Origin of the sequence: Caballeronia sp. LP006, assembly GCF_031450995.1 — a bacterium.
Lineage (GTDB): Bacteria > Pseudomonadota > Gammaproteobacteria > Burkholderiales > Burkholderiaceae > Caballeronia.
In genome coordinates this window covers 783,782-810,409 of record NZ_JARTVW010000005.1, presented here as the reverse complement: position 1 = coordinate 810,409, position 26,628 = coordinate 783,782, and the positions used below count along the sequence as shown (strand labels likewise).

The 26,628-nt window shown below is 61.6% G+C and carries 27 protein-coding genes and 1 other RNA gene; 15 read left to right on the top strand and 13 right to left on the bottom strand.

From position 1 onward, the window contains the following. Positions 1-380: 380 nt before the first annotated feature. The 3 genes from P9250_RS20530 to P9250_RS20520 all read right to left on the bottom strand — a co-directional run bounded on the left by P9250_RS20530 (position 381) and on the right by P9250_RS20520 (position 2,744). Entirely contained in the window at positions 381-938 is a 558-nt protein-coding gene (locus P9250_RS20530; protein ID WP_244827007.1) for a TetR/AcrR family transcriptional regulator, read from the bottom strand. Positions 939-1,101: 163 nt separating this feature from the next. Further along, positions 1,102-2,238, bottom strand: a complete 1,137-nt coding sequence (mnmA, locus tag P9250_RS20525) for a tRNA 2-thiouridine(34) synthase MnmA (RefSeq protein ID WP_250491786.1) — start codon at positions 2,236-2,238, stop codon at positions 1,102-1,104. Positions 2,239-2,252: 14 nt separating this feature from the next. Beyond that, positions 2,253-2,744, bottom strand: coding sequence for an NUDIX hydrolase (locus P9250_RS20520; RefSeq protein WP_310394863.1), 492 nt, complete (start codon positions 2,742-2,744; stop codon positions 2,253-2,255). A gap of 222 nt (positions 2,745-2,966) precedes the next feature. Between P9250_RS20520 and P9250_RS20515 the strand changes: the two genes are divergently transcribed. The 3 genes from P9250_RS20515 to P9250_RS20505 are packed head-to-tail and all read left to right on the top strand — an operon-like array spanning position 2,967 to position 5,894. Further along, positions 2,967-4,112: a Re/Si-specific NAD(P)(+) transhydrogenase subunit alpha gene (locus P9250_RS20515; RefSeq protein ID WP_250491784.1), complete on the top strand. Its 1,146-nt coding sequence runs from the start codon at positions 2,967-2,969 to the stop codon at positions 4,110-4,112. A gap of 18 nt (positions 4,113-4,130) precedes the next feature. After that, entirely contained in the window at positions 4,131-4,451 is a 321-nt protein-coding gene (locus P9250_RS20510; protein WP_244827003.1) for an NAD(P) transhydrogenase subunit alpha, read from the top strand. Continuing rightward, entirely contained in the window at positions 4,452-5,894 is a 1,443-nt protein-coding gene (locus tag P9250_RS20505; RefSeq protein ID WP_244827002.1) for an NAD(P)(+) transhydrogenase (Re/Si-specific) subunit beta, read from the top strand. Positions 5,895-5,948: 54 nt separating this feature from the next. Here P9250_RS20505 and P9250_RS20500 read toward each other — a convergent pair whose 3' ends face one another. Continuing rightward, complete coding sequence (locus P9250_RS20500; RefSeq protein ID WP_309841352.1) at positions 5,949-6,668, bottom strand: hypothetical protein; 720 nt, start codon at positions 6,666-6,668, stop codon at positions 5,949-5,951. A 180-nt stretch (positions 6,669-6,848) separates the two neighbouring features. Between P9250_RS20500 and P9250_RS20495 the strand changes: the two genes are divergently transcribed. The 9 genes from P9250_RS20495 to ruvB all read left to right on the top strand — a co-directional run bounded on the left by P9250_RS20495 (position 6,849) and on the right by ruvB (position 16,700). Then, positions 6,849-8,162 (top strand): class I SAM-dependent RNA methyltransferase, encoded by a 1,314-nt coding sequence (locus P9250_RS20495; RefSeq protein WP_310394860.1) that lies wholly within the window; start codon positions 6,849-6,851, stop codon positions 8,160-8,162. Positions 8,163-8,436: 274 nt separating this feature from the next. Further along, the gene (locus P9250_RS20490) at positions 8,437-9,879 is read left to right on the top strand and encodes an aminopeptidase P N-terminal domain-containing protein (protein ID WP_409014917.1); all 1,443 of its coding nucleotides are present in this window, start codon (positions 8,437-8,439) and stop codon (positions 9,877-9,879) included. A 1-nt stretch (position 9,880) separates the two neighbouring features. Next, complete coding sequence (locus tag P9250_RS20485; protein ID WP_310394855.1) at positions 9,881-11,092, top strand: UbiH/UbiF/VisC/COQ6 family ubiquinone biosynthesis hydroxylase; 1,212 nt, start codon at positions 9,881-9,883, stop codon at positions 11,090-11,092. Positions 11,093-11,349: 257 nt separating this feature from the next. Further along, positions 11,350-12,441 (top strand): tRNA dihydrouridine synthase DusB, encoded by a 1,092-nt coding sequence (gene dusB, locus P9250_RS20480; protein ID WP_250491781.1) that lies wholly within the window; start codon positions 11,350-11,352, stop codon positions 12,439-12,441. Next, entirely contained in the window at positions 12,438-12,671 is a 234-nt protein-coding gene (locus P9250_RS20475; RefSeq protein ID WP_310394853.1) for a Fis family transcriptional regulator, read from the top strand. The genes dusB and P9250_RS20475 overlap by 4 nt, the downstream gene beginning before the upstream one ends. A 64-nt stretch (positions 12,672-12,735) precedes the next feature. Further along, positions 12,736-14,301, top strand: coding sequence for a bifunctional phosphoribosylaminoimidazolecarboxamide formyltransferase/IMP cyclohydrolase (gene purH / locus P9250_RS20470; protein ID WP_244826997.1), 1,566 nt, complete (start codon positions 12,736-12,738; stop codon positions 14,299-14,301). Positions 14,302-14,412: 111 nt separating this feature from the next. Further along, the gene (ruvC, locus tag P9250_RS20465) at positions 14,413-14,955 is read left to right on the top strand and encodes a crossover junction endodeoxyribonuclease RuvC (RefSeq protein ID WP_310394850.1); all 543 of its coding nucleotides are present in this window, start codon (positions 14,413-14,415) and stop codon (positions 14,953-14,955) included. A 24-nt stretch (positions 14,956-14,979) separates the two neighbouring features. Then, positions 14,980-15,561 carry a Holliday junction branch migration protein RuvA gene (gene ruvA / locus P9250_RS20460; RefSeq protein ID WP_244826995.1) on the top strand — a complete coding sequence of 194 codons (582 nt, stop codon included), beginning with the start codon at positions 14,980-14,982 and terminating at the stop codon, positions 15,559-15,561. Positions 15,562-15,641: 80 nt separating this feature from the next. Then, the gene (ruvB, locus tag P9250_RS20455; RefSeq protein WP_244826994.1) at positions 15,642-16,700 is read left to right on the top strand and encodes a Holliday junction branch migration DNA helicase RuvB; all 1,059 of its coding nucleotides are present in this window, start codon (positions 15,642-15,644) and stop codon (positions 16,698-16,700) included. A gap of 3 nt (positions 16,701-16,703) precedes the next feature. Here the strand turns inward: ruvB and P9250_RS20450 are convergent, their stop codons facing one another. The 3 genes from P9250_RS20450 to tyrS are packed head-to-tail and all read right to left on the bottom strand — an operon-like array spanning position 16,704 to position 19,065. After that, the gene (locus tag P9250_RS20450) at positions 16,704-17,351 is read right to left on the bottom strand and encodes a histidine phosphatase family protein (RefSeq protein ID WP_310394847.1); all 648 of its coding nucleotides are present in this window, start codon (positions 17,349-17,351) and stop codon (positions 16,704-16,706) included. Beyond that, entirely contained in the window at positions 17,348-17,821 is a 474-nt protein-coding gene (gene dtd, locus P9250_RS20445) for a D-aminoacyl-tRNA deacylase (protein WP_310394845.1), read from the bottom strand. The genes P9250_RS20450 and dtd overlap by 4 nt, the downstream gene beginning before the upstream one ends. Then, positions 17,818-19,065, bottom strand: coding sequence for a tyrosine--tRNA ligase (gene tyrS, locus P9250_RS20440; protein WP_250463004.1), 1,248 nt, complete (start codon positions 19,063-19,065; stop codon positions 17,818-17,820). The genes dtd and tyrS overlap by 4 nt, the downstream gene beginning before the upstream one ends. Before the next feature lie 291 nt (positions 19,066-19,356). Here tyrS and P9250_RS20435 point away from each other — a divergent pair, with 291 nt between their 5' ends. After that, a complete protein-coding gene (locus tag P9250_RS20435; RefSeq protein WP_310396820.1) occupies positions 19,357-20,487 on the top strand; it encodes an anhydro-N-acetylmuramic acid kinase in 1,131 nt (376 codons plus the stop codon). Positions 20,488-20,555: 68 nt separating this feature from the next. On the opposite strand, the gene erpA is transcribed toward P9250_RS20435, so the two are convergent. From erpA to rplM, 3 genes are all read right to left on the bottom strand, one after another. After that, complete coding sequence (erpA, locus tag P9250_RS20430; protein WP_244826990.1) at positions 20,556-20,921, bottom strand: iron-sulfur cluster insertion protein ErpA; 366 nt, start codon at positions 20,919-20,921, stop codon at positions 20,556-20,558. Between the two features lie 208 nt (positions 20,922-21,129). Next, the gene (rpsI, locus tag P9250_RS20425; RefSeq protein ID WP_244826989.1) at positions 21,130-21,522 is read right to left on the bottom strand and encodes a 30S ribosomal protein S9; all 393 of its coding nucleotides are present in this window, start codon (positions 21,520-21,522) and stop codon (positions 21,130-21,132) included. A gap of 11 nt (positions 21,523-21,533) precedes the next feature. Continuing rightward, the gene (gene rplM, locus P9250_RS20420; RefSeq protein WP_244826988.1) at positions 21,534-21,962 is read right to left on the bottom strand and encodes a 50S ribosomal protein L13; all 429 of its coding nucleotides are present in this window, start codon (positions 21,960-21,962) and stop codon (positions 21,534-21,536) included. A 640-nt stretch (positions 21,963-22,602) separates the two neighbouring features. Here rplM and P9250_RS20415 point away from each other — a divergent pair. Then, complete coding sequence (locus tag P9250_RS20415) at positions 22,603-23,025, top strand: OsmC family protein (RefSeq protein ID WP_244826987.1); 423 nt, start codon at positions 22,603-22,605, stop codon at positions 23,023-23,025. Positions 23,026-23,089: 64 nt separating this feature from the next. Here P9250_RS20415 and rnpB read toward each other — a convergent pair. From rnpB to pyrC, 3 genes are all read right to left on the bottom strand, one after another. Beyond that, an RNA gene (gene rnpB / locus P9250_RS20410) (RNase P RNA component class A) lies at positions 23,090-23,504 on the bottom strand. A gap of 90 nt (positions 23,505-23,594) precedes the next feature. Then, positions 23,595-24,431, bottom strand: coding sequence for a DUF3025 domain-containing protein (locus tag P9250_RS20405; RefSeq protein WP_310394842.1), 837 nt, complete (start codon positions 24,429-24,431; stop codon positions 23,595-23,597). After that, complete coding sequence (pyrC, locus tag P9250_RS20400; protein WP_309961570.1) at positions 24,432-25,517, bottom strand: dihydroorotase; 1,086 nt, start codon at positions 25,515-25,517, stop codon at positions 24,432-24,434. A gap of 188 nt (positions 25,518-25,705) precedes the next feature. Here pyrC and P9250_RS20395 point away from each other — a divergent pair, with 188 nt between their 5' ends. Beyond that, positions 25,706-26,608, top strand: coding sequence for a class II glutamine amidotransferase (locus tag P9250_RS20395; protein WP_250462994.1), 903 nt, complete (start codon positions 25,706-25,708; stop codon positions 26,606-26,608). The last annotated feature ends 20 nt before the right edge of the window (positions 26,609-26,628 follow it).

The following is a 26,628-nucleotide window of genomic DNA, read 5'->3' as shown; positions in this document are numbered from 1 at the left end:
TGGCCGCGTTTGCTTTGTTAAAAGCTACGCGTGGCCCATTCAGCATTAGCAAATCGATCTTGTCACGATAATCGCGGCAAATTTCCGATTGTTTTGCGGCTTGCTTCATACGACGACTGCTGCACGAAATCGTCACTAATCCGCAATTCAAATTGAATCTACTCCTAGATAGATTTTCGTAACGTTTAAGCCGTTGCAAATAATTAATATGCGACGGAATTCAAGCCGCAAGCTTTAAACGGCGGCTACTGTCGCTCAATTGGCCGCACCGACACCATTCGAAGGCAAAGTAAAACACCTCCCGTCAAAATCTATCTACCTAAAGATAGGTTACACAACGCGAAAACCCATGAAATCCACATAGTTATCCACAGGGTTATCTACCGTCTGACAGCGTCGACAACTTCGTCCAGTCTGGCGCGCGTTTGAAAAAGCCGGCAAGCAAGCAAACTGCCTTGAAATGCGGCATATAAGGCGCGCGCCGCCGCTTCCGGCTTGCCACCCGCATCGAGCGTGTCTTGCGCTTCACCTTCCGCGAGCACTTTCGCCAGCCAATTCTCGTTCGCCTTGAAAAAACCCTGCACGGCTTGACGAACCTTTTCGGGTAACGAATCGAAATCCGCCGAAAGCATGCCGCACAGGCACACTTGCTTCCCGTCGCCGAGAATGCGCCCAAACAGCTTCGTGTATCGATCGAGTTTTTTGTCGGCCGCCGCGGAACTGTCGATGGCATAAACCGACGACATGACATCCGCGCTGTAGGCGTTCACGGCTTCCAGCGCCAGGTCTTCCTTGGCGGGAAAGTAGTAATGGATGCTCGACGTCTTCACGCCGACCAACTCGGACAAGTCGCGATAGCTGAAGCCGTTGTACCCGCGCGTCATGATGAGCGTCTGTGCATGTTCCAGCAGTGCTTCGCGTACGGTGTTCTTGTCCATTGCGCAGTCTCCGGATTTTCTGACACTAACAATAGTTATCGCATCCCACGCCGGAGAATTTATCTATCGCTAGATAGACAGTCAAGCACTTGTATCAAAAAAGCTTTATTGCGTCGGTGGAAGTCGGCGAGTCTCGATGATCCGGAAAACTCGCCGATAAGCGTCAAAGCGCCTGCGTGGCCAACTGCTCCGCGCTCATCGCGGAAGTCTGCCCCGAAGCCGCCTGTTCGATGATGCCGCCACCAAGACACACATCGCCCTGATACAGCACCGCCGATTGCCCCGGCGTCACCGCCCATTGCGCGTCGTCGAAATGGAGCGCGAAGCGGGCATCGTCGGCGCGCGAGAACTGGCACGCGGCATCCTGTTGCCGATAGCGCGTCTTCGCGCCGCAAGCCGCGCCTTCTTCCGGCGCAAACCCGGCGACCCAACTCGTGTTTCCCGCTTCCAGCGTGTTCGACAAGAGCCACGAATGGTCATGCCCCTGCACGACATAAAGCGTGTTGCTCGCCATGTCCTTGCCCGCGACGAACCACGGCTCGCCGCTGCCGTCCTTCGCGCCGCCGATACCAATGCCCTTTCGCTGCCCAAAGGTATAGAACGCCAGTCCGATATGCTCGCCGACGACCTTGCCATCCGGCGTCTTCATCGGACCGGGCTTGGTCGGCAGGTAGCGATTCAGGAATTCGCGAAACGGCCGTTCGCCGATAAAACAGATACCGGTCGAATCCTTCTTCTTCGCGTTCGGCAAACCGATCCGGGCCGCGATCTCGCGGACCTGCGTCTTCGGAATTTCTCCGAGCGGAAACAGCGTCTTCGATAACTGCTGCTGATTCAACCGATGCAGAAAGTACGACTGATCTTTCGTGGAATCGGTCGCCTTGAGCAACTGGAACAGGCCGTCTTGCTCGCGCACGCGCGCGTAATGCCCGGTCGCGATGGTTTGCGCGCCAAGCGACATCGCGTGATCCAGGAACGCCTTGAACTTGATCTCGGCATTGCACAGCACGTCCGGATTCGGCGTGCGGCCGGCCGAGTACTCGCGCAGGAACTCCGCGAAGACGCGGTCCTTGTATTCCGCGGCGAAGTTCACGGCTTCCACGTCGATGCCGAGCAGATCCGCCACCGACACCACGTCGATCCAGTCCTGACGCGTCGAGCAATATTCGCCGTCGTCGTCGTCTTCCCAGTTCTTCATGAAGAGGCCGACGACGTCGTAACCCTGCTCTTTCAGAAGCCATGCCGTGACCGACGAATCCACGCCGCCCGACATGCCCACCACTACTCTGCGCTTGCTCATAGGAATACCGCGGCTCAAGTCTGCTTAAGAGGCGCGACCGGCGCGACCGAATGCGTATGAATGAAATCGAGCGGCACGCGCCGCCCGGATAAATAATCGTCGACCCGCTGCATGACGAGCGGCGTCCGATGCCGCTCGCTGATCGCGCGGAGCTCGTCGGCGGTCAACCACATCGCGCGGACAATGCCTTCGTCCAGCGCCCGCCCCGCCATCTCGCCGAGCGACTTGCCGCAAAACGTAAAGCTCAGATACGTGACATCGCCGCTCGCCCGCGTGAAGTGCGTCATGTACGCGCCGACGAGGGCCTCGGGTTCGAAGCGATACGCCGTTTCCTCCAGCGTCTCGCGGATAGCTGCCTGAACCAGCGATTCGCCTGCTTCCAGATGACCGGCAGGCTGGTTGATTTTCAGGCCGCTGGATGTGTGCTCCTCGACGACGAGGAAGCGTCCATCGGCTTCGATGACCGAAGCCACCGTGACGTGAGGAGCCCAAGTATCTGATTTCATGTTCGATATTTTATCGTGCCGACGCTCATCGCGCCCGGCGCCTTCGAAGCTCGCTCGTGAGAACGAGTGACAACCCTCGGCGGGAAAGAACGAGTGCCGGATCGGCTCATTCTTCGGTTACAGTGGAGACAGCCGTTGATTCCAGCATTTGAAACGAAACTCAGCCCCGAGTTTCCTGACGCCAGCCCCGGCGCGGAAGCGAGAAGACAGGAGGATTCGAATATGCACATCGGAGTGCCTGCTGAAACGGGGGCGAACGAGGCGCGTGTCGCCGCCACGCCCGAAACGGTCAAGAAACTCGTCACTCAGGGGCATCGTGTTTCGGTGCAAAGCGGCGCGGGCTTGCGAGCAAGTTATGTCGACGACGCCTTCGCGCAATCGGGCGCCGATCTCGTCGATGCCGCCACCGCTTTTTCCGCCGAACTCGTTCTAAAAGTTCAGTCTCCGGGCATCGACGAACTCGCGTGGCTCACGCCGGGCGCCGTGGTCATCGGCATGCTCGATCCATTCAATACCGAAAACACCGCGCGGATCGCCGCCACCGGCGTGACCGCGTTCGCGCTCGAAGCCGCGCCGCGCACGACGCGCGCGCAGAGTCTCGACGTGCTGTCGTCGCAGGCGAACATCGCGGGATACAAGGCGGTGCTCGTCGCCTGCCAGTATTACCAGCGCTTCATGCCGATGCTGATGACCGCCGCCGGCACCGTGAAAGCCGCGCGCGTGCTCGTGCTGGGCGCGGGCGTCGCGGGACTGCAGGCGATTGCGACGGCCAAGCGCTTGGGCGCGGTGGTCGAAGCGTCGGATGTGCGGCCAGCCGTGAAAGAGCAGATCGAATCCCTGGGCGCGAAGTTCGTCGATGTCCCCTTCGAAACCGACGAGGAACGCGCGGCGGCGGAAGGCGTGGGCGGCTACGCGCGGCCCATGCCGCCGAGCTGGCTCGCGCGTCAATCAGCGCAGGTGCATGAACGCGCGAAGGCGGCGGATATCGTCATCTCGACCGCGCTGATTCCCGGCCGTCCCGCGCCCACCTTGCTGTCCGTGGAAACGGTCAAGCATATGAAACCGGGCTCGGTGATCGTCGATCTCGCGGCGGGACGCGGACCCGAATTCGACGGCCGCAAAGGCGGCAACTGTCCGCTCACCGAAGTCGATCAGGTGGTGATGAAGCATGACGTGCATATCGTAGGCTTCACGAATCTGGCGTCGATGGTCGCCACCGACGCCTCCGCGCTCTACGCGCGCAACCTGCTCGACTTCCTGAAGCTGATCATCACGAAGGAAGGCACGCTCAACATCGACCTTGCGGACGATATCGTCGCGGCCACGCTTCAGTGCCGCGACGGGCAAGTCACGCGCCCGGCGGCTTAAAAGCACACGGAGATCAACATGGACGTCATCAATCACACGGTGATCAATCTCATCATCTTCGTGCTGGCGATTTACGTCGGCTACCACGTGGTCTGGAACGTCACGCCCGCGCTGCACACACCCTTGATGGCGGTGACGAATGCAATCTCGGCAATCGTCATCGTCGGCGCGATGCTCGCGGTCGGTCTGACAATCGGCGGCGCTGGCAAGTTCTTCGGCACGCTCGCGGTGCTGCTTGCGGCGGTGAACGTGTTCGGCGGCTTTCTCGTGACCCGGCGAATGCTTGAAATGTTCAAGCGCAAAGAGCCGAGAAAACTCATCAAGAAGGAGGGCGCGTAAATGAGCATGAACGTCGTCACTCTTCTGTATCTCGTCGCTTCGGTATGCTTCATTCAGGCGCTGAAGGGCTTGTCCAATCCGAAGACCGCGCGCATCGGCAATACGTTCGGCATGGCGGGGATGGCGATCGCCATCGTCACCACGCTCGCGCTCATTGCGAAGCAGGCTTCCTATCTCGGTTCCAATCTCTCGCTCGGACTCACGCTCTTGTTCGCGGCGCTTCTGATCGGCGGCGCGGCGGGCGCCTATATCGCGGCGAAAGTCGAGATGACGAAGATGCCCGAACTCGTCGCCGCGATGCACTCGCTGATCGGGCTCGCGGCGGTCTGCATTGCGTATGCCGTGGTGTCGGAACCTTCGGCGTTCGGCCTTGCGCCGCCGGGCTATTACATGCCGTACGGCAATCGCGTCGAGTTGTTCATCGGCACGTTCGTCGGGGCGATCACGTTTTCCGGTTCGGTGATCGCGTTCGGCAAGCTGTCGGGCAAGTACAAGTTCCGGCTCTTTCAGGGCGCGCCCGTCACGTATTCGGGACAGCATCTCATCAACTTGCTCCTTGCCGTGGCGATGATCGGCTTCGGCGTGATCTTCATGCTGACGCAATCATGGTTGCCGTTCATCGTGATGACGTTGATCGCGTTCGCGCTGGGCGTGCTCATCATCATTCCGATTGGCGGCGCGGATATGCCGGTGGTCGTGTCCATGCTCAATTCGTACTCGGGCTGGGCGGCGGCGGGCATTGGTTTCTCGCTCAACAATCCGATGCTGATCATCGCGGGTTCGCTGGTGGGATCGTCGGGCGCGATTCTGTCCTACATCATGTGCCGGGCGATGAACCGTTCCTTCTTCAACGTGATTCTCGGCGGCTTCGGCGGCGAAGCGGGCGGCCCGGCGGTGGGCGGCGCGCAGGAACAGCGCCCGGTGAAATCCGGTTCCGCCGATGACGCGGCCTTCATGCTCGGCAATGCGGAAAGCGTGGTGATCGTGCCGGGTTACGGGCTTGCGGTGGCGCGCGCGCAGCATGCGCTGAAGGAATTGACGGACAAGCTCGTGGAGAAAGGCATCGACGTGCGCTATGCGATTCACCCGGTCGCGGGGCGCATGCCGGGGCACATGAACGTACTGCTCGCCGAAGCGGAAGTGCCCTACGAAATGGTGCAGGAGATGGACGACATCAACAGCGAGTTCGGGCAGGTGGATGTGGTGCTCGTGCTCGGCGCCAACGACGTGGTGAATCCTGCGGCAAAGACCGACCCGAAATCGGCGATTGCAGGCATGCCGATTCTTGAAGCGTACAAGGCGCGCACGATCATCGTGAACAAGCGGTCGATGGCGGCGGGCTACGCCGGGCTCGATAACGAACTGTTCTATATGGACAAGACGATGATGGTTTTCGGGGACGCGAAGAAGGTGGTGGAGGATATGATGAAGGCGGTGGATTGAGGGGCTGACGTTCATTTTTGCCTGGTCCGAGGGAGCATCTGGACCAGGCAAGCATCAGTTATGAAAATCTTGAATCCGCATTGCGAGCGAGAGCAGATCACGATGATAGTCGTAACGCGCGACCACGCTGCTCAGGAAGAGCGCACCGATGGCAAAACCCACTTGCGTAGAAGTGGTCCCCAGCGCGACGAGACCCGCTGCTGCAGCCTCGAAGCTCTTAAAGTGAATAATCGCATCCACACCTTTAAGGGTTCCACTCGCTTCGACAAGAGTCGCGACTAGTGCCGATAGCGCGATTTTGTCGACGGACCCAATGCATCGTGCAATGGCGGCTTTTCGACGCTCGGAGACAATACGAATCCATTCGGTGGCGCTCTGCAAGTCTGCTGTTGGAAATGCAGCTAACCTGCTGGCAAACGTCATATCGTGCTCGAACTCTTTTCGTTCGCGCAGGTTCTCGTACTGCCTAAACTGAAAGGCTAGCTTTAATTGGCCGCTTTCTGGCCAAGCGATAACAAGATTGGAAACCAGCCAGATCAACCAGACGACAGTAAAGGTTAGCAGCCAACCCGTCCTCCCAGGCAGAAATTGATGTTTTGCCATCCAAGCGAAAAACCCTGCGAGGAAGACAACGAAGAAACCTCCATAAAAGACAATACTTGTTAGCCGCTTTCTCTTTTGATGTTGCGGCTTTTTTTCTTTCTCAAGAGCTTTCGCTCTGAGTGGCTCTGCATCTCTGAGCGCGTCTAGTACATGCTGCACTGCGGCTTCCATCTTTTTTTCCCGACAAGTTGGACGAGCTACTATCTGGCCGCCATGAAAGCAACGGCGGTGCGACGGTAAATGTTAAGCGGCTGGTACACAACGTGAATCGTCTGAAATGCGCCGCCGGTCGGCCGAACCACCTGCCGCGTACAATGTCGCCTTCCGATTCACGCAAACGAAAGCCCCCTCATGTCCTCCCCCCTCTTCGACTGGTTTGTCCCCTGCCCGCGCGGTCTCGAAGCGCCGCTTGCCGCCGAGCTCGCCGAGATCGGGGAGCGCCATGTCGCAAGCGCGCCGTTATCCGGCGGCGGAACGCTTGCCGTCGGCGCACAGGTTCCCGGTGGCGTGCACTTCCGGGGCGGCTGGGTCGCGGGCATGGCGGCGAATCTGCATTCGCGTATTGCGAGCCGCGTGCTCTTGAAGATCGCGCATGGCCCGTATCGCAACGAACACGATATCTACGAACTCACGCACCAGCAGCGCTGGGAGCAATGGTTCACGCCGAGCCAGACAATGCGCGTCGATCTCACCGCCATCAAGTCGCCGGTGAAGAGCCTCGAATTCACGACGCTGCGTGTCAAAGATGCCGTCTGCGACCGCCTGCGAGATGTTGCCGGCGCGCGCCCGAGCATCGACACCGCGCAGCCGGACGTGCGCGTGTTTGCGTTCCTCACGGTGAACGAATGCACGCTCTATCTCGATACCTCCGGCGAGCCGCTCTTCAAGCGCGGCTGGCGTCTGGACAAGGGCGCGGCGCCCCTGCGCGAAAATCTTGCAGCCGGCATCCTGCGTCTCACGGGATGGACGCCCGGCACGCCGCTCTTCGATCCGATGTGCGGCAGCGGCACCTTCCTCGCCGAAGCCGCGCAGACCGCGCTCGATATCGCGCCGGGTAGCGAACGGCGCTTTGGCTTCGAGAAGCTCAAGCCGTTTCATCCGGGCATGTGGCAGAAGCTCAAGTCGGCCGCTGGCGAAGCGAAGCGCGCCGCGCGCTCGGCGCGCTCGGAGTTGAACATCTTCGGCAGCGACATCTCCGGCGACATGCTGGAAAAGGCGCGCGCCAATCTGAGCCGCGCCGGTGTATCGAACCTGCAGCTCAAACAGGTCGATGCCCGCAACATGATGCCGCCCACGGAAGCGCCCGGCATTCTCGTGGCGAATCCGCCGTATGGCGAGCGGATCGAAGTGCGTGGACGCGGCCCGCGCGGCGAGATTCGCGACACGCCGCGCTCGCGTCGCGACGATCGTGACGACGAAGAAGCCTTCGCGCGCGCTCAACCCGATCCCGCCGATACCGAATTCTTCATCTCCTTCGGCAACGCGCTCAAGCAACGCTTCCCGGGCTGGCGCGCTTACGTGCTGACTTCGGACCGCAAGCTGCCGGGCATGTTGCGGTTGCGCGAATCGACCAAGACGCCGCTCTTTAATGGCGCGCTCGAATGCCGTTTGTTCCGCTTCGATCTGATCGCGGGCAGCGTGCGAAATCGGGCGAGCGAAGAGTAAGCAGCTTGGTTTGCGAGTGGGCGACACGTGGCAGTGCGGCGTTCGCCGCTTCGCTTCGGTGACTCGACTGCCGACAGTGCGCACCACGGAGGTCGAAGACATGCGACGAATCAATCCGTGATGCTGCGTAGATCCATCGGGCCTGAGACCCTGCGCATCGCCGAAAATCGACATTCCGCGCGCCGATTCGTCCGCGACGAAAGCACATACGCCCCGCGCGCTCCACTCGACCGCAAATTCTGCCCTACCCTCACCGCACTCACCAACAGGCCGAATGGCCGAGTCCCCCTGCATCGAAACCCGGCGCTACAATCGGCGAATGAACTCACTCACCGAACTTGCCAGCCCCATCGCCGTCGACGTCTATCGCGGCCGCCGCGAACGCGTGCTCGCCGCGATGCGCGCCCAAGGCGGGGGCATCGCCGTCGTGGCTACCGCGCCGGAAGTCTTGCGTAATCGCGACGCCGACTACCCCTTTCGCCACGACAGCTATTTCTACTATCTGACAGGCTTCACCGAGCCCGAGGCGACGCTCGTGCTGAACGCGAGCGCGCAAGACGGCGAGCCTGCATCCATCCTCTTTTGTCGCGAAAAGAACGCCGAGCGCGAAACCTGGGAAGGCTTTCGGTTTGGCCCCGAAGCCGCGCGCGATGCCTTCGGTTTCGATGCCGCCTTCGCCATCGATTCGCTCGACGAGGAGATGCCGCGTCTCATCGCGGATAGACCCGCGTTGTACTACGCGCTCGGGGCATCGGCGGAAGTGGACGCGCAAGTGCGCGGCTGGCTCGCCGCCGTGCGCGCGCAAGGCCGCAGCGGTGTTCGCGCGCCGGAAGAGGCACGCAATCTCCTGCCGCTGCTCGACGAGATGCGGCTCGTGAAAGACGCGCACGAAATCGCGATCATGCGACGCGCCGGGTCGATTTCAGCCGAAGCGCATCGGCGCGCCATGCGTGCGTGTCGTCCCGGCATGCACGAATACGAGATCGAAGCCGAACTGCTCTATACGTTCCGCCGACGCGGCGCGCAGGCGCCCGCTTACGGTTCCATCGTCGCGGCGGGGGCGAATGCCTGCGTGCTGCACTATCCGGCGGGCAATGCCATCGCGCGGGATGGCGACCTGATCCTCATCGACGCCGCCTGCGAACTCGACGGCTACGCCTCCGACATCACACGCACTTTCCCGGCAAGCGGTCTGTTCACGCCGCCGCAGCGCGAGCTTTACGACATCGTGCTGGCCGCGCAAAGCGCCGCCATCGAAGCGACCCGCGCCGGCGTCAGTTTCGACGCACCGCATCAGGCTGCGGTGAAAGTGCTGTCGCAAGGTTTGCTCGATACCGGCATCCTCGATAAAGCGAAGTTCGGCAATGTCGATGACGTGATCGGCGAACGCGCCTTCGCGCGCTTCTACATGCATCGCACGGGGCACTGGCTCGGCATGGACGTGCATGACGCGGGCGACTATCGCAACGCCGACGGCCCGCGCGATGCGCAGGGCGCGCGCGAGTGGCGCACGCTCGCCGCGGGCAACGCGCTCACCATCGAACCAGGCCTTTACGTGCGCGCCGCCGAAGACGTGCCCGAGCGCTACTGGAACATCGGCATTCGTATCGAGGACGACGCCATCGTCACGCCTAATGGCTGCGAGTTGCTCACCCGTGAAGTGCCCGTCGATGCCGACGAAATCGAAGCGCTGATGCGCGAATCGAACCAAGACTGATATGAACGACACGACCAGGCCCGTGCAGGACGAAGGGAATTTCGACCATGACATCGCCATTGTCGGCGCGGGGCCGGTCGGGCTCGCGCTCGCGGGCTGGCTTGCGCGGCGCAGCGCCACGCAACGCTTGTCGATCGCGTTGATCGACGCACGCACGCCTGAAGCCGCCGCGAGCGATCCGCGTTCGCTCGCGCTCTCGCATGGCAGCCGCGTGATGCTTCAGCCGCTCGGCTTTCCCGCCGATGCCACGCCAATCCGCCGCATCCACGTGTCGCAGCGCGGGCACTTCGGCCGCACGCTGATCGAGCACGACGAACACGAGTTGCCCGAGCTGGGCTACGTGGTGCGCTACGGTTCGCTCGTCAGTGCGCTTGCCAGCGGGGTGCGCGCAACGAACGTGGACTGGCTCACCGAGACCTCCGCGCTGCCGCCGCTGCAGGACGACGAGGGCGTCACCTTGCCGCTCAAGTCGTCGGCGGGCGAACGCACGATCCGCGTGCGCGTGCTGGTGAACGCGGAAGGCGGGCTGTATCAGCAGACTTCGGGCGAGAGCGCCGTCTCGAACGAACGGCACGCGCGCGATTACGCGCAAACGGCGATCGTCGGTACGGTGAGCGTATCGGAGCCTCAGGCGAACGTGGCATGGGAGCGCTTCACGCGCGAAGGTCCGATTGCGTTGCTGCCCTGCGGCGGCGCGCGTCACGCGGACTATTCGCTCGTCTGGTGCGGTTCGCCCGATGAAGCCGCGCGGCGCATGCAGCTCGACGACTCGGCGTTTCTCGCCGAACTCGGCGCTGCCTTCGGTACGCGCATGGGCCGCTTCACGCGCATCGCGTCGCGGGCGGCGTTTCCGCTCGGGCTCACCGCGCTCCACGCGCTGGTGGATCGCCGCACGGTCGCAATCGGCAACGCGGCGCAGACCTTGCACCCGGTCGCGGGTCAAGGCCTGAACCTGGGCTTGCGCGATGCACGCGCGCTGTCGGATGCCTTGTCCGCCGATGGCGCGCGTCCGCTTGCGCTTCTGCGCTTCGCTCAACGCCGCGCGCTCGACCGGCGTCTGACGATCGGCGCCACCGATACGCTCGCGCGCATCTTCACGGTGGACTTCGCTCCGCTTGCCGCGATGCGCGGGCTTGCCTTGACGGCGCTCGAGTTCCTGCCGCCATTGAAGACGGCGCTCGCCCGTCAGATGATGTTCGGGCAAAGACGCTGATCCGCTTTCTATCTGTATTCGGCGGCGGGTCGCACGACGCGACGCCGCCTCATTCGTCAGCACAAAGCCCGACTTATCCTCTATGAGCTCGTCCGCTTTCATAGAAGATTTAAAGACTTGCGCGCGATTGCTCTTAATTTCAGCACCCGCTTCGCGTTAAAATACGCGTTTCCCTTCATCACTAGCAAACGCTCGACGCAGCGCGGCGCTTTTCATGGCGCCTTGCTTCATGTCGTCGGCGCCACGCCCAAGCCTTCATGCCAAGCATTGGTTCGCACGTTCTGCGCAACAACCTGTTCGTCGCCCCGATGGCAGGCGTCACCGACCGTCCGTTCCGTCAGCTCTGCAAGCGCATGGGCGCGGGCTACGCGGTGTCGGAGATGGTCGCTTCGAACGCGCAGTTGTGGAAGAGCGAAAAGACCATGCGGCGCGCCAACCACGCGGGCGAAGTCGAGCCAATCTCCGTTCAGATCGCGGGCGCCGACCCGCAGATGCTGGCCGAAGCCGCGCGCCACAACGTCGCGAACGGCGCGCAGGTCATCGACATCAACATGGGATGTCCCGCCAAGAAGGTTTGCAACGTCGCGGCGGGTTCCGCGCTCCTGCAGAACGAAGAACTCGTGGCGCGTATCGTCGAGACGGTGGTTCAGGCCGTCGGCGTAGGGCCGGATGCCGTGCCCGTCACGCTCAAGATTCGCACGGGGTGGAATCGCGAGAACAAGAACGCGCTGAACATCGCGCGGATCGCGGAAGATGCCGGCATCTCCATGCTCACCGTGCATGGCCGCACGCGCGCGGACCTCTATAAGGGCGACGCCGAATACGAGACCATCGCGGCCGTCAAGAACGCGGTGAAGATTCCAGTGGTCGCGAACGGCGACATCACGACGCCCGAGAAGGCGCGGCACGTGCTGACGGTGACGGGCGCGGACGCGATCATGATCGGCCGCGCGGCGCAGGGTCGACCGTGGCTCTTTCGCGAGATCGAACATTTTCTGACGACGGGCGAACGGCTGCCGCCGCCGCTCATCGAAGAGATCCAGCAGGTGATGAACGAGCACCTCGAAGATCACTACGCTTTCTACGGGGAATTCACGGGCGTACGGACTGCGCGCAAGCACATCGGCTGGTACACTCGCGGCCTTTCCGGCGCCAACACCTTCCGGCACCGGATGAATACGCTGGACACGACCAAAGAACAATTGCTCGCGGTCAACGAATTCTTCGACGCGCAAAAAGCGTTGTCCGACCGTCTGGTCTATGTCGACGAGAGCGGCGACGACTGCGACGCGGCTGCCGAAGAATCGTGCGGCGGGCATCACGACATAGACCGACAAAAAGCCGCATGAGCAGACATAACATCGAACAATGCGTCCGCCAGAGCCTGGACAATTATTTTCAGGATCTGGACGGCTCCAACCCGCACGACGTCTACGACATGGTGATTTCGTGCGTGGAAAAACCGCTGCTCGAAGTGGTGCTCGAGCAGGCAGGCGGCAACCAGTCGCTTGCGGCCGATTATCTCGGCATCAACCGCAACACCTTACGCAAGAAGCTTCAGCAGCACGGACTGATTTGATTCATCGGACCGGGGCGTCCGCCCTGGTCTGGCCTGGCTATCCTTTTTGGTTTCAGTGTTCACCATGATCAAGCAAGCGCTCATTTCCGTTTCCGACAAATCCGGCATCATCGACTTCGCCAAATCGCTGGCGGAGCTCGGCGTCAAGCTCCTCTCGACCGGCGGCACGGCGAAACTGCTGGCCGACGCGGGCTTGCCCGTCACGGAGGTCGCCGACTACACCGGCTTTCCGGAAATGCTCGATGGGCGCGTGAAGACGCTGCATCCCAAGGTTCACGGCGGCATTCTCGCGCGCCGCGATCTGCCGGAGCACATGGCGGCGCTGGAGAAGCACGACATTCCGACCATCGATCTGCTAGTGGTGAATCTGTATCCGTTCGTGCAGACCGTGGCGAAGGAAGAGTGCTCGCTGGAAGACGCCATCGAGAACATCGACATCGGCGGGCCGACCATGCTGCGCTCGGCGGCAAAGAATCATCGCGATGTCACCGTGATCGTCGATCCGGCCGATTACGCCACCGTGCTCGACGAAATGCGCGCGAATCACAACAGCGTGGCCTACAAGACGAACTTCCGTCTCGCCACGAAAGTGTTCGCGCATACCGCGCAATACGATGGCGCGATCACGAACTATCTGACGAGTCTGACCGAAGAGCTTCAACACGCAACTCGCAATACGTATCCGGCAACCTTCAACGTCGCTTTCGAGAAGGTGCAGGATCTGCGTTACGGCGAGAATCCGCATCAGAGCGCGGCGTTCTATCGCGATCTCGCGGTGCCCGCTGGCGCGCTCGCTAACTACGAGCAGTTGCAGGGCAAGGAACTCTCGTACAACAACATCGCCGATTCCGACGCGGCATGGGAATGCGTGAAAACCTTCGACGCGCCCGCCTGCGTCATCATCAAGCATGCGAATCCGTGTGGCGTGGCGCTCGGCGCAAACGCGCACGAAGCCTACTCCAAGGCGTTCAAGACCGATCCTACGTCGGCGTTCGGCGGCATCATCGCGTTCAATCGCGAAGTGGACGAAGCGGCGGCGCAGGCCGTAGCCAAGCAGTTCGTCGAAGTGCTGATCGCGCCTTCGTTCAGCGATGCCGCGCGCGCGGTGTTCGCGGCCAAGCAGAACGTGCGTCTCTTGCAGATCGCGCTCGGCGACGGTCATAACGCGTTCGACCTGAAGCGCGTGGGCGGCGGGCTGCTGGTGCAATCGCTCGATTCGAAGAACGTGCAGCCGCATGAACTGCGCGTGGTGACGAAGCGCCACCCCACGCCCAAGGAAATGGACGACCTCATGTTTGCGTGGCGCGTGGCGAAGTTCGTGAAGTCGAACGCCATCGTGTTCTGCGGCGGCGGCATGACGCTTGGCGTCGGCGCGGGGCAGATGAGCCGCGTGGATTCGGCGCGCATTGCGGGCATCAAGGCGCAGAACGCGGGTCTCACGCTGACCGGCTCGGCCGTGGCTTCGGACGCGTTCTTCCCGTTCCGCGACGGGCTCGACGTGGTGGTCAATGCAGGCGCGACCTGCGTGATCCAGCCAGGCGGCTCCATGCGCGACGACGAAGTGGTCGCCGCCGCCGACGAGCACAATGTTGCGATGATTCTCACCGGCACGCGTCATTTCCGCCATTAATCGCTGCGGCATCCTTTATTATTGGCCTGTTTGCGCTGCCTGCTGATTGGCGGCACAGACAGGCCAATTTCATTTCGAACGACCGCCACGCCGGAGCGCATTTCCGCAAACATGAGAATTCTAGGCATCGATCCGGGCTTGCGCGTGACCGGCTTCGGCATCATCGACAAGACCGGGCACTCGCTCACCTACGTGACGAGCGGCGTGATCAAGACAGCCGACGCAGACTTGCCTTCGCGTCTGAACACCATCTTCGAGGGCATTTCCACGCTCATCGGGCAGCACAATCCAGATCAGGCGGCGATCGAAAAAGTCTTCGTGAACGTGAATCCGCAGTCCACGCTGCTGCTTGGCCAGGCGCGCGGCGCGGCCATCTGCGGCATGGTGGCGAGCGGCCTGCCGGTCGCGGAATACACCGCGCTGCAATTGAAGCAAGCCGTGGTCGGCTATGGCCGCGCCACCAAGGAGCAAATGCAGCAGATGGTCGTGCGTCTGCTCGGCCTGACAGGCGTACCCAGCACCGACGCAGCGGATGCGCTCGGCATGGCGATCTGCCACGCGCATGGCGGCACCGGCCTCGCGGCGCTCGGCACGATCGCGCCGTCGCTGGCGAAAAAAGGCTTGCGCGTCAGGCGCGGTCGTCTCATCGGCTAATCAACCTCGATACTTACTGCAAATATGATCGGTCGCATTGCCGGCGTTCTGCTGGAAAAAAATCCGCCGCATCTGCTCGTCGATTGCGGCGGCGTCGGCTACGAAATCGACGTGCCGATGAGCACCTTCTACAACCTGCCGCATGCCGGCGAGAAGGTCGTCCTGCTCACGCAGATGATCGTGCGTGAGGACGCGCATCTGCTGTACGGATTTCTCACCGCGCAGGAGCGTTCGACGTTTCGCGAGTTGTTAAAGATCAGCGGCATCGGCGCGCGCATGGCGCTGGCCGTGCTCTCCGGCATGAGCGTGCAGGAGCTCTCGCAAACGGTGACGACGCAGGACGCCGCGCGCCTCACGCGCGTGCCGGGCATCGGCAAGAAGACGGCCGAGCGTCTGCTGCTCGAACTCAAGGGCAAGCTCGGCGCCGATCTCGGCGCGATGGCAAGCGCGGCTTCGCAGTCCGATCACGCCTCCGACATCCTCAATGCCCTGCTTGCGCTCGGCTATTCCGAGAAAGAAGCGCTCACCGCGATTAAGAACGTGCCTGCCGGAACCGGCGTCTCCGAGGGCATCAAGCTCGCGCTCAAGGCGCTCTCGAAAGGCTGATTCTGCGGGCGTTTCGCGTGTTGCGCCATTAGGCCGTTCGGCCAGGTTTATCGCGGGAAAGCTCGCTGTACAATCGACGGATGATCGAAACCGACAAACTCGCCGCTGAGCGCATCATCGCGGCCACGCCCGTCTCGCCGAACGAAGAAGCCTTCGAGCGCGCGTTGCGACCGCGCCAGCTCGACGAATACGTCGGCCAGGAAAAGGTGCGCGGCCAGCTCGAGATTTTCATCGAGGCGGCCAAGCGCCGTTCGGAAGCGCTCGATCATGTACTGCTGTTCGGGCCGCCGGGTCTCGGCAAGACGACACTCGCGCACATCATCGCGCGGGAAATGGGCGTTAATTTGCGACAGACCTCAGGGCCGGTGCTGGAGCGCGCGGGCGACCTCGCTGCCCTCCTCACCAATCTCGAAGCGAATGACGTGTTGTTCATCGACGAGATTCATCGGCTCTCGCCGGTCGTCGAGGAAATTCTTTATCCGGCGCTGGAGGATTATCAGATCGACATCATGATCGGCGAAGGCCCGGCCGCGCGTAGCGTGAAGCTGGATCTGCAGCCGTTCACGCTCGTCGGCGCGACGACGCGCGCGGGCATGTTGACCAATCCTCTGCGCGACCGCTTCGGCATTGTGTCGCGGCTCGAGTTTTATAACGCGAGCGAACTGGCGCGTATCGTGTCGCGTTCGGCTTCGTTGCTGAAGGCGGAGATCGTGCCCGAGGGCGCGCTCGAGATTGCGCGGCGTTCGCGTGGCACGCCGCGTATCGCGAACCGGCTGCTGCGCCGCGTGCGCGATTTCGCCGAGGTGAAAGCGGACGGCAACATTACCGCCGAAGTCGCGGATGCCGCGCTGAAGATGCTCGATGTCGATCCCGTCGGCTTCGACCTGATGGACCGCAAGCTGCTCGAAGCCATCCTGCAGAAGTTCGATGGCGGCCCGGTGGGCGTGGACAATCTCGCGGCGGCTATCGGCGAAGAGCGCGATACCATCGAAGACGTGCTGGAGCCGTATCTGATTCAGCAAGGGTATTTGCAACGCACGCCGCGCGGGCGCGTGGCGACGTTACTGACTTATCGGCACTTCGGGCTGGCTGCGCCCGATGCAGGGCCGATTCGGGAGCTTTGGGATGCGAAGGGGTGAGGGTTAGGCTTGCTTTCGCAACCCATCGTCGTCCGTATCCGTCGCCAGATGCGAAACGTCGCCCCACGAAACCACCCTCGCCGCATCCCCGTCGTAATCCACGACATTGACGCTGCAATTCAACAACGGCCAGTCGCGAGCGTCCTGCAACGACAGCTGCTTAGCAAACCGATAGATGCAGTCCAGCACGCCGCCATGCGCCACGCACGCAATGCGCCCGCCCGGATGCGCGGCTAGGATAGGCTCCATTGCATGCACGACACGGTGATAAAACACCCGCTGTGATTCGCCACCCGGCGGCGTAAAACCCGGGTCCCGCGTTTGCCATTCGACGAACTCCGCAGGAAACTTCTCGCTGATCTCGTCGCTGTCGTGACCTTGAAACGCGCCGTACAAGCGCTCGCGCAGTCCCTTCGAAAGACACAGTTCGAGCCCGAGCGCATCCGCGAAAGGACGCGCCGTTTGCTGCGCGCGTTGCAGGTCACTCGAATAGACCGCATCGAGCCCGCCCTCACGCGCCAAGCGCCGGCCCAGTTGCTCGGCCTGCAGACGCCCGTGCTCGGAGAGCGGAATGTCGATATGCCCTTGTATGCGCTTGATGCGATTCCAGTCGGTTTCGCCGTGGCGAATGAAAAGGACCTGAGTGGTCATGGCGTTTCCGGTTGCGGCCGCACTTGCAGCCAGAATGTGACCGGCCCGTCGTTCACGAGCGATACCTGCATGTCCGCACCAAATTCGCCGGTCTCGACCACCGGATGCTTCTTGCGCGCCTCGCGCACGAAGTGGTCGAAGAGGCGCTTGCCTTCGTCGGGCGGCGCGGCGGGCGTGAAGCTCGGACGCAAGCCGCTCGACGTATCGGCGGCAAGCGTGAATTGCGACACCAGCAAGACGCCGCCCGCGCGCCCCGCGCCATCAATGTTCTGCACGGAAAGATTCATCTTGCCGGCAGCGTCGCTGAAGACTCGATACGCAAGCATCTTCGCCAGCAGCTTGTCGGCGGTTGCTTCGTTGTCGCCGCGCTCGGCGCAGACCAGCGCGAGCAAGCCTGCGCCGATGGCGCCCGTGACACGCTCGCCCACGCGCACGTCGGCGCGCGCCACGCGCTGGATGAGCGCAATCATGCGGTCAACGTGATCCGCGCAAAACGGCGCTTGCCGACTTGCACGACGAACTCGCCCGCCTCGACCTTCAAGCCTTTGTCGGTGATGGTCACGCCATCGATCTTCACGCCGTTCTGCTCGATGTTACGCAGCGCTTCGCTCGTCGATGGCGCGAGTCCCGCCTGCTTGAGCAACTGACCGATCGCGAGCGGCGCACCCGCGAGCGTGACGCTCGGGATATCGTCCGGCACGCCGCCCTTCGCGCGATGATTGAAGTCTTCGAGCGCGCGCTCGGCATCTGGCGCGGAATGAAAGCGCGTGACGATCTCCTGCGCCAGCAACACCTTGAAGTCGCGCGGATTGCGGCCGCCTTCCGCTTCCTTCTTGAAGCCCGCGATTTCCTCGATGCTGCGGAAAGACAGCAGTTCGAAATATCGCCACATGAGCACGTCGGAGATGCTCATCAGCTTGCCGAACATCTCCGTTGGCTTCTCGCTGATGCCAACGTAATTGTGCTTCGACTTCGACATCTTCTCGACGCCATCGAGACCTTCGAGCAGCGGCATCGTCAAAATACATTGCTGCTCTTGACCGTATTGCTTTTGCAATTCGCGGCCGACAAGCAGATTGAATTTTTGGTCCGTGCCGCCGAGTTCGAGGTCCGCGTTCAGCGCGACGGAGTCGTAGCCTTGCATCAGCGGGTAAAGCAACTCGTGGATGGAAATGGGCACGCCGCCCTGAAAGCGCTTGGTGAAATCCTCGCGTTCCAGAATTCGCGCGACCGTGTAGCGCGATGCCAGCTTGATCATGCCGTCGGCGCCGAGCGGCATCGACCATTCGCTGTTGTAGCGAATCTCGGTCTTCTCGCGGTCGAGCACGAGCGCGGCCTGTTCGAAATACGTCTTTGCGTTGTTTTCGATCTGCTCGCGTGTGAGCGGCGGGCGGGTGGCGTTGCGGCCGGAGGGATCGCCGATCAGCGAAGTGAAATCACCGATCAGAAAAATGACCTGATGCCCGAGGTCCTGCAACTGGCGCATCTTGTTCAGCACGACCGTATGGCCGATATGAATGTCCGGCGCCGTCGGATCGAGGCCGAGCTTGATGCGCAGCGGCTTGCCCGTGGCCGCGCTTTTGGCGAGCTTCTGCGCGAATTCGTCTTCGATCAGCAGTTCGTCGCAACCGCGCTTGGCGATGGCGAGCGCGTTGCGCACTTCGTCGGTAATCGGAAAGGCTTGCGCGGCAGGTGCGTTGGATTCAGTGGTCATGCTTTGCGGCTTGTGAGGTCAAAATGAGCGGTCGCGGGCGGCACTAACGCCGATGACGAAGCCGTCCGAACAACGCGGCGACATTCGCGAAAATGAGTGCAATTGCAGGTTCGAGCCGACGATTTTACGCGATGACGTGCCCTTTCGCGCCCTTTCGGCCAGCAATCGCGCCCGAATTGCAGAGCGAGGCTTTTGACGCCGCTTAACGATTCGGCCAGTTACGCGGATAATCGCGGCTTAGCGGACTCGAGCGAATCGAAGGAGAGCAGCGTGGGTAAAAAGACCGAGGTAATCGAAAGCGGCGCGGCGGACGGCGTGTACTTCGGTTTGATGTCCGGCACGAGCATGGATGGCGTCGATGGCGTCGCGGTGCAGTTCGCGACCGGCAAGACGCCCGTTGTTCTTGGCGAGGCTCACGTCTCGTTCTCGAAGGGTCTGCGCGACGCGCTTTTCGAACTGCAAGCGCCCGGCGCCAACGAGCTTGAACGCGAGGCGCTCGCCGCCAACGCGCTCGCCACGCGCTACGCCGTTTGCTGCCACGAGTTGCAGAGCATGAGCGGCTATTCGTCCACAAAGGTGCGCGCAATCGGCGTGCATGGCCAGACGGTGCGGCATCGGCCGGAAAAGGGTTACACGCGCCAGATCAACAATCCCGCGTTGCTGGCGGAAATGACGAACATCGACGTGATAGCAGATTTCCGCAGCCGCGATGTCGCCGCCGGCGGCCAGGGCGCGCCGCTCGTGCCGGCGTTTCACGCGACACTCTTCGGCGCGAAAAACGAAACGCACGTGGTCTGCAATCTCGGCGGTATCAGCAACATCACGATTCTCTCGTCGAGCGGCGCGGTACGCGGCTTCGACTGCGGCCCGGCAAATGCGCTGCTCGACGAATGGGCGCTTCGTCATTTGCAAAGACCCTATGACGATGGCGGACAATTCGCGGCATCGGGTCAAGTCGATCAGGCTCTCTTGAACGCGTTTCTCGACGAACCGTTCTTTCAGGAAGCACCGCCCAAGAGTACCGGGCGCGACTTGTTCAATCCCGCATGGCTCGACGCCAAACTCGCGGCGTTCACGGGCCTCGCTCCCGCCGATGTACAAGCCACGCTCGCCGCGCTGACGGCGACTTCGGTGGCGCGCGAGATCGAGCGTCACGCATCCGACGCCCGCGCGGTCTACGTTTGCGGCGGCGGCGCGCGTAATCCGGTGCTGCTCAGGATGCTTCAACAGGCGCTGGAAGAAAGCGGCGTGGCGGGCGTTCCCGTCATGACGACCGACGCGCTCGGCGTGCCGCCGCAACAGGTCGAGGCTTTTGCCTTCGCGTGGCTCGCAATGCGCTGCGTCGCGCGCAAGCCCGGCAATCTGGCAGCCGTGACGGGCGCAGCGGGCGAACGCGTACTCGGCGCAATCTATCCGCACTGAGCCCACTAAAGCCTGAAACGAAAACGGAGCCCGAAGGCTCCGTTTTTCATTCGACCGCTAAACCGAACTCAGACCGAGAACGACGATCCGCAACCGCAAGTGGTCGTGGCGTTCGGATTCTTGATCACGAACTGCGCGCCGTTGAGGTCGTCCTTATAGTCGATCTCCGCGCCGACGAGATATTGATAGCTCATCGAATCGACGAGCAATTGCACGCCCGCCTTGTCCATTACGGTATCGTCTTCGTTGACGGCTTCGTCGAACGTAAAACCATACTGGAAGCCCGAGCATCCGCCGCCCTGCACGAACACGCGCAGTTTCAGTTCCGGATTGCCTTCTTCATCGATCAATTGCTTGACCTTGTCCGCGGCCGCGTCGGTGAAGACGAAGGGCAAAGGCATCTCGGTCGTGGGGGTGTCGCTCACAGTGCTCATTCGAATTCTCCAATTAAGCTTCTAACCGCTATTGTAGGGCTCTTCCTAACATCGTGCTCGATGTCCATGAAATCAATGGGCTAAAGCAAATTCGACACAATTTGGCGCAGCGCGCGTCAGAACAAAAAAAGCCGCCGGCACGTGCGGTGCGGGCGGCTTTTTCGGGCAACTTCGCGTCCAGTAAGACGGAGGCGAAGCGCCAAAGCGCTTAACGCTTCGAGAACTGCTTCCGGCGGCGTGCCTTGTGGAAACCGACCTTCTTACGTTCCACTTCACGCGCGTCGCGGGTGACGAAGCCAGCGTTCGACAGTTGCGACTTGAGCGTTGCGTCGTAGTCCATCAGCGCGCGGGTGATGCCGTGGCGAACCGCGCCTGCCTGACCCGTTTCACCGCCGCCCGACACGTTGACCTTGATGTCGAACGTGCTTGCGTGATTCGTGAGTTCCAGCGGCTGACGCACGATCATCAGCGAGGTTTCGCGCGAGAAGTAGTCGGCGATGGGCTTGCCATTGACGACGATATCGCCCTTGCCCGACTTAATGAAGACGCGAGCGACGGCGCTCTTGCGGCGGCCCGTACCGTAGTTCCAGTTACCGATCATGTGGGCTCCCCTTAGATCTCGAGCGCTTTAGGCTGTTGAGCCGTATGCGGATGCGTTGCTTCGGCGTAGACCTTCAGCTTCTTGATCATTGCGTAGCCGAGCGGACCCTTCGGCAGCATGCCCTTCACGGCCTTCTCGAGCGCGCGGCCCGGGAAACGCTCTTGCATTTTGCCAAACGTCGTTTCATAGATGCCGCCCGGGTAGCCCGAGTGACGATAGTACTTCTTGTCCGTAGCTTTATTGCCCGTGACCTTCAGCTTGCCGGCGTTGATGATGATGATGAAATCACCAGTGTCGACGTGCGGGGTGAATTCAGGCTTGTGCTTGCCGCGAAGACGGCGTGCCACTTCGCTGGCGACACGGCCGAGAACCTTATCCGTCGCGTCAATCACGTACCATTCACGCGTCACCTCATGGGCTTTTGCGGAAAACGTCTTCATGATCGATCCAAAAATTTAAATCTGCCCTTGGCTGTTTTCAGCCTTTACCTTTGTTCGGTCCTGCTTATATGAGCGTTCAAGAACTCGCGTTCAGGACGCGCTGCAGGCTCTCCCTGACTTCTCTTCGCGGGCGTGGAACGAAGAGAACTTTGAATTATAAAGGGAAATAGTCGCGGAGGTCAAAAGAATGACGCTTTTGGGCCCGCCACAAGGGCGCTGTGGGCGAAAAAAAAGCCCGAGCGCTGAGGGCTCGGGCTTAATCCACCAAAGGAGGAGGTGGAGGAGACGCGGTAGATGTGTCTAACTGCGACAATCAATGAGACGAGTATAGGCACGGTCATGCGGGGAGGCAAGAAGATTTGCATCGTGAAAGATGAGTTCATAATGTGGAATTTCCGTAAAGGTGCAGTGCGCGCGACTTCCCCTTATAAAACATCGCGATAGAACGGATTCAGCGGTCTTCCAGAGCGATTTAACCCGCTAGAGTCCTTCCTCCACTTCGCGAATCTGTTATCCGGCGGCAATACCCTCACGTAAAGGTTTGCTCGTCAACCGGTAGATGCGCGCATGCGCAGCCATCCCGACGACCGCGAGCCGCTACAATGAAAACCCTGTAAACGTAGAACGCTGGAGCCTGAGCATGGAAAGCAAAGTAAGCTGGATGGGACCGGACGGCATGGCGTTCGCGGCCGAAACGGGCAGCGGTCATATCGTCACGATGGACGGAGCGCCCGAAGGCGGCGGACGCAATCTCGCGCCGCGTCCGATGGAAATGGTGCTGCTTGGCACCGGCGGCTGCACCGCCTACGACGTGGTGATGATCCTGAAAAAGAGCCGCCAGGAGATTCAAGGCTGCTCCGTCACGCTCAAGGCCGATCGCGCGAGCGAAGATCCCAAGGTCTTCACGAAGATTCACTTTCACTTTACGGTCACGGGCAAGAATCTGAACCCGGCGACCGTCGAGCGCGCGATCAACCTGTCGCATGACAAGTATTGCTCAGCGTCGATCATGCTGGCGAAGACCGCGGAACTGACGCATTCGTTCGATATCGTCGAAGTCTGAGCGAGCGCGCAAGCAAAAAAGAGCCGGCGTCACGCGCGTGACGCCGGCTCTTTCTTTTGGAATACGACAAAGCGGGCCGATAAGCCGGATTCTGTGCACGCAATACGCCCGAAAGCGATCGCGCGTGGCAGTCATTCCTCTAGACGCGCCATTGCTGACGCGCTCAAGCTTCCTACCCGCAGACGAACGGGGGCACCGTCCTGCATCTCGAAGATGCGCGCCTGCCTATTTGGAATTGCTCCGGGTGGAGGTTACCGTGCCGGCCAGTCTCACGATGGCCGCGGTGCGCTCTTACCGCACCGTTTCACCCTTACCTGATCTCCCGACTTGCGCCAGGAGCCATCGGCGGTTTGCTTTCTGTTGCCCTGTTCCGCGTGTTGCCACGGATGGCCGTTAGCCATCACCCTGCCCTGTGGAGTCCGGACTTTCCTCGCCCTCGACGCACGAAACGTCGAAGCCGCGACTGCCTGGCCTGCTTTGCGGGGTCGATTCTAGCATCGGGTGTCTACCGCATCTCGAGGAATAGTTTTTTGCCTGCGAATCGTGCGCGCTGCGTTGGCCGCGACGTCTCACGCGCTGCGTCGGCCTGGACGAAACACTGTCGTATCGTCGTAAAACTCGGGGGATTCGTTTGCTTGCCACCAGCCCGGCACGCCAAGCACAGGTATCGGCGAGAAGGCGCGGCTTTCGATCGTCCCGGCATTCAGGCTTGCCGTTACGCGTTCATCGAGCAAGGCGCGGCGGGCGGTATCGTCAAGAGAGAAGTAGTCAGCGGGCACCGGCACGAGCCACGCGTGCCCTGTGCACGCCTTGTACGGCGCAACGAGTTTCTCCAGCAGCGCGTGTCCGAAAATGCGCGCCTCACAGCGCTTACCCCACGCCGCACGGCCCTCGATGAAGAGCGCACGCCAGTCGAAGCGGCGCAAGGCATCGGCGAGCATTGCGTCCGAGTACGCGAAAAACACCGCGTTTTCGTCGAAAAGCGTAAGCGCGTCGCGCACGCCGCCGCGCGTCGGACCGATACCGCGCGTCTCGATCTGCTCGGCCTGTCGCGCATTGAGCGCCGCCTTGACGCGCGGATACGCAAACCACATCAAGCCGTTGAAAAAATCGTGGAGGTTATGGCGCGTGGGCACGCATCCCGTTTCGGCGATATGCCCTTCATACGACGCCCCGTCCGGCAAGGCTTCCTGCGCGATAAACGCGAGCGGCCGAGCGCGCCCCGTGACATGCGCGGCGGCTCGGGCGTCGTCGTTCATGACGGACAAATAGCGCGCCGGGCTATCGAGCGCGGCGGCTTGCCAGCGCCTGCCGCGCGTTTCGATCGATGGTAACCACGGGCGCGTCCAGTCGATTGCCGCGAAACGGCCAACGCCGTCTTCAGCCGCCCCCGACGCGCCGCTCACTCAACTTGCCTCCACGAAGCGCCATCCGATCGATTCCCCGCCACGCAGCGGCACGACCTCTTCGTCGCCGACGGAAAATTCGGCGGGCAGCGTCCACGATGCGCGCTCGAGCGTCACTTTCTCCGCGCTGCGCGGCAGGCCGTAGAAATCCGCGCCATGAAAGCTCGCGAAACCTTCCAGTTTGTCGAGCGCGCCGGCTTTATCGAAGGCTTCCGTATAGAGTTCGAGCGCGTGGAGCGCCGTATAGCAGCCCGCGCAACCGCACGCGTGCTCTTTCAAGCCTTTCGGATGCGGCGCGCTGTCCGTGCCGAGGAAAAAGCGCGCGTTGCCGGAAGTCGCCGCCTCGACCAGCGCCACGCGATGCGTCTCGCGCTTCAACACCGGCAGGCAGTAGTAATGCGGCCGGATGCCGCCCACGAGAATGGCATTACGGTTGAACAGCAGGTGATGCGCGGTGATGGTCGCGCCGATCGTGCCATCGGGACCTTCGGCGTCGCGCACGTAATCGGCGGCGTCCTTCGTCGTAATGTGCTCGAACACCACCTTGAGCGCGGGGAAATCGCGGCGCAGCGGCAACAGCACGCGGTCGATGAACACCTTCTCGCGATCGAAGATATCGATATCGCCATCGGTCACTTCGCCGTGGATGAGCAGCGGCATGCCCGTTTCCTGCATGACTTCGAGCGTCTTCGCGCATTTGCCGAGGCTCGTCACGCCCGCGTCCGAATTGGTCGTCGCGCCCGCCGGATAGAGCTTCACACCGTGCACGAAACCGCTTTCGCGCGCCCGGCGGATCTCGTCAGGCGGCGTGTTGTCGGTGAGATAGAGCGTCATCAGCGGCTCGAAACGCGCGGCGGCGCCGTCTTTCGGCAGCGCGGCCAGAATGCGCTCGCGATAAGCCGCGGCCATTTCCGTAGTCGTCACGGGCGGCTTCAGGTTCGGCATGATGATCGCGCGACCGAACTGGCGCGCCGTATGCGGCAGGACGGCGGCGAGCATCGCGCCGTCGCGCACGTGCAGATGCCAGTCGTCGGGACGCGCAATCGTGAGTGTCGTGAGCGAATCGGGCGAGGCGGAATTGGACATGGCGTGATGGCGGCGGAAACGTTGGAGTCGGGAGATCTAAAGACCTGGCAAAAACATCCGTGGAAAATTGACAACGCCGCGTTTTGCCCGACGCCGTTCGAATTTTGGATGACTGCCCCGGTGATATGCTTGTCGGACGTATTGTAACAACGGGCTCAATGCCCTTACCGGCTCTCGCTTTCAGCAACATGTGCCAACTTCTCGGAATGAACTGCGCCGAACCGACCGATGTGACGTTCTCGTTCACCGGGTTCGCCGCGCGTGGCGGGGTCACGGATCACCACGCGGACGGCTGGGGTATCGCGTTCTTCGAGGACAAGGCGTGCCGGCTTTTCATTGACCATGAATCGTCCGCCAAGTCGCCGCTCGCGGAGATGGTGAAGCGCTATCCGATCAAATCGAAGAACACCATCGCGCATATTCGCAAGGCGACGCAAGGGCATATCCTGCTGGAAAACTGCCATCCGTTCCTGCGTGAGTTGTGGGGACGGCACTGGATCTTCGCGCACAACGGCGATCTCAAAGACTACGCGCCCGAACTGAACGGCCTGTATCAACCCGTCGGCAACACAGACAGCGAGCTTGCCTTTTGCACGCTGCTGGAAGGTTTGCGCAAGGCGTTTCCGCGCTCGCAACCGCCGCTGGAAGAATTGTTCGACGCGCTCGCCTCGCTCACAGGCGAGATCACGAAGCACGGCGTGTTCAATTTCCTGATGTCCAACGGCCAGGCGCTCTTCTCGCACTGCTCGACGCATTTGTACTATCTGGTTCGCAGTTGGCCGTTTTCGACCGCGCATTTGATCGACGCGGACATGTCGATCGACTTCGCCAAGTACACGACGCCGGAAGATCGCGTGGCGGTCATCGCCACCTCGCCGCTCACCGATAACGAAGTCTGGACGCGTTTTGCGCCCGGCGATCTCGCCATGTTCCAGAAAGGCGCGCTCTCGCGCACGGTGAACATTCCGGTGCCGGATGAAGTCGCGAAGAAGGCCGCCGAGCCGCTTGCCAAAGCGTGCGTGGGATCGGCGCTGAAGATCGAGGAAATTCAGTCGACGGCGTCGGTGGAAACCGAACTCGGGATCGAATAAAACGAATCGAACGCTGAATA

Bases quoted from the DNA above. Each gene is read 5' to 3' on its own strand.
- P9250_RS20530 (WP_244827007.1), bottom strand. From the start codon at position 938: ATGGACAAGAACACCGTACGCGAAGCACTGCTGGAACATGCACAGACG.
- mnmA (WP_250491786.1), bottom strand. From the start codon at position 2,238: ATGAGCAAGCGCAGAGTAGTGGTGGGCATGTCGGGCGGCGTGGATTCG.
- P9250_RS20520 (WP_310394863.1), bottom strand. From the start codon at position 2,744: ATGAAATCAGATACTTGGGCTCCTCACGTCACGGTGGCTTCGGTCATC.
- P9250_RS20515 (WP_250491784.1), top strand. From the start codon at position 2,967: ATGCACATCGGAGTGCCTGCTGAAACGGGGGCGAACGAGGCGCGTGTC.
- P9250_RS20510 (WP_244827003.1), top strand. From the start codon at position 4,131: ATGGACGTCATCAATCACACGGTGATCAATCTCATCATCTTCGTGCTG.
- P9250_RS20505 (WP_244827002.1), top strand. From the start codon at position 4,452: ATGAGCATGAACGTCGTCACTCTTCTGTATCTCGTCGCTTCGGTATGC.
- P9250_RS20500 (WP_309841352.1), bottom strand. From the start codon at position 6,668: ATGGAAGCCGCAGTGCAGCATGTACTAGACGCGCTCAGAGATGCAGAG.
- P9250_RS20495 (WP_310394860.1), top strand. From the start codon at position 6,849: ATGTCCTCCCCCCTCTTCGACTGGTTTGTCCCCTGCCCGCGCGGTCTC.
- P9250_RS20490 (WP_409014917.1), top strand. From the start codon at position 8,437: ATGGCCGAGTCCCCCTGCATCGAAACCCGGCGCTACAATCGGCGAATG.
- P9250_RS20485 (WP_310394855.1), top strand. From the start codon at position 9,881: ATGAACGACACGACCAGGCCCGTGCAGGACGAAGGGAATTTCGACCAT.
- dusB (WP_250491781.1), top strand. From the start codon at position 11,350: ATGCCAAGCATTGGTTCGCACGTTCTGCGCAACAACCTGTTCGTCGCC.
- P9250_RS20475 (WP_310394853.1), top strand. From the start codon at position 12,438: ATGAGCAGACATAACATCGAACAATGCGTCCGCCAGAGCCTGGACAAT.
- purH (WP_244826997.1), top strand. From the start codon at position 12,736: ATGATCAAGCAAGCGCTCATTTCCGTTTCCGACAAATCCGGCATCATC.
- ruvC (WP_310394850.1), top strand. From the start codon at position 14,413: ATGAGAATTCTAGGCATCGATCCGGGCTTGCGCGTGACCGGCTTCGGC.
- ruvA (WP_244826995.1), top strand. From the start codon at position 14,980: ATGATCGGTCGCATTGCCGGCGTTCTGCTGGAAAAAAATCCGCCGCAT.
- ruvB (WP_244826994.1), top strand. From the start codon at position 15,642: ATGATCGAAACCGACAAACTCGCCGCTGAGCGCATCATCGCGGCCACG.
- P9250_RS20450 (WP_310394847.1), bottom strand. From the start codon at position 17,351: ATGACCACTCAGGTCCTTTTCATTCGCCACGGCGAAACCGACTGGAAT.
- dtd (WP_310394845.1), bottom strand. From the start codon at position 17,821: ATGATTGCGCTCATCCAGCGCGTGGCGCGCGCCGACGTGCGCGTGGGC.
- tyrS (WP_250463004.1), bottom strand. From the start codon at position 19,065: ATGACCACTGAATCCAACGCACCTGCCGCGCAAGCCTTTCCGATTACC.
- erpA (WP_244826990.1), bottom strand. From the start codon at position 20,921: ATGAGCACTGTGAGCGACACCCCCACGACCGAGATGCCTTTGCCCTTC.
- rpsI (WP_244826989.1), bottom strand. From the start codon at position 21,522: ATGATCGGTAACTGGAACTACGGTACGGGCCGCCGCAAGAGCGCCGTC.
- rplM (WP_244826988.1), bottom strand. From the start codon at position 21,962: ATGAAGACGTTTTCCGCAAAAGCCCATGAGGTGACGCGTGAATGGTAC.
- P9250_RS20415 (WP_244826987.1), top strand. From the start codon at position 22,603: ATGGAAAGCAAAGTAAGCTGGATGGGACCGGACGGCATGGCGTTCGCG.
- pyrC (WP_309961570.1), bottom strand. From the start codon at position 25,517: ATGTCCAATTCCGCCTCGCCCGATTCGCTCACGACACTCACGATTGCG.
- P9250_RS20395 (WP_250462994.1), top strand. From the start codon at position 25,706: ATGTGCCAACTTCTCGGAATGAACTGCGCCGAACCGACCGATGTGACG.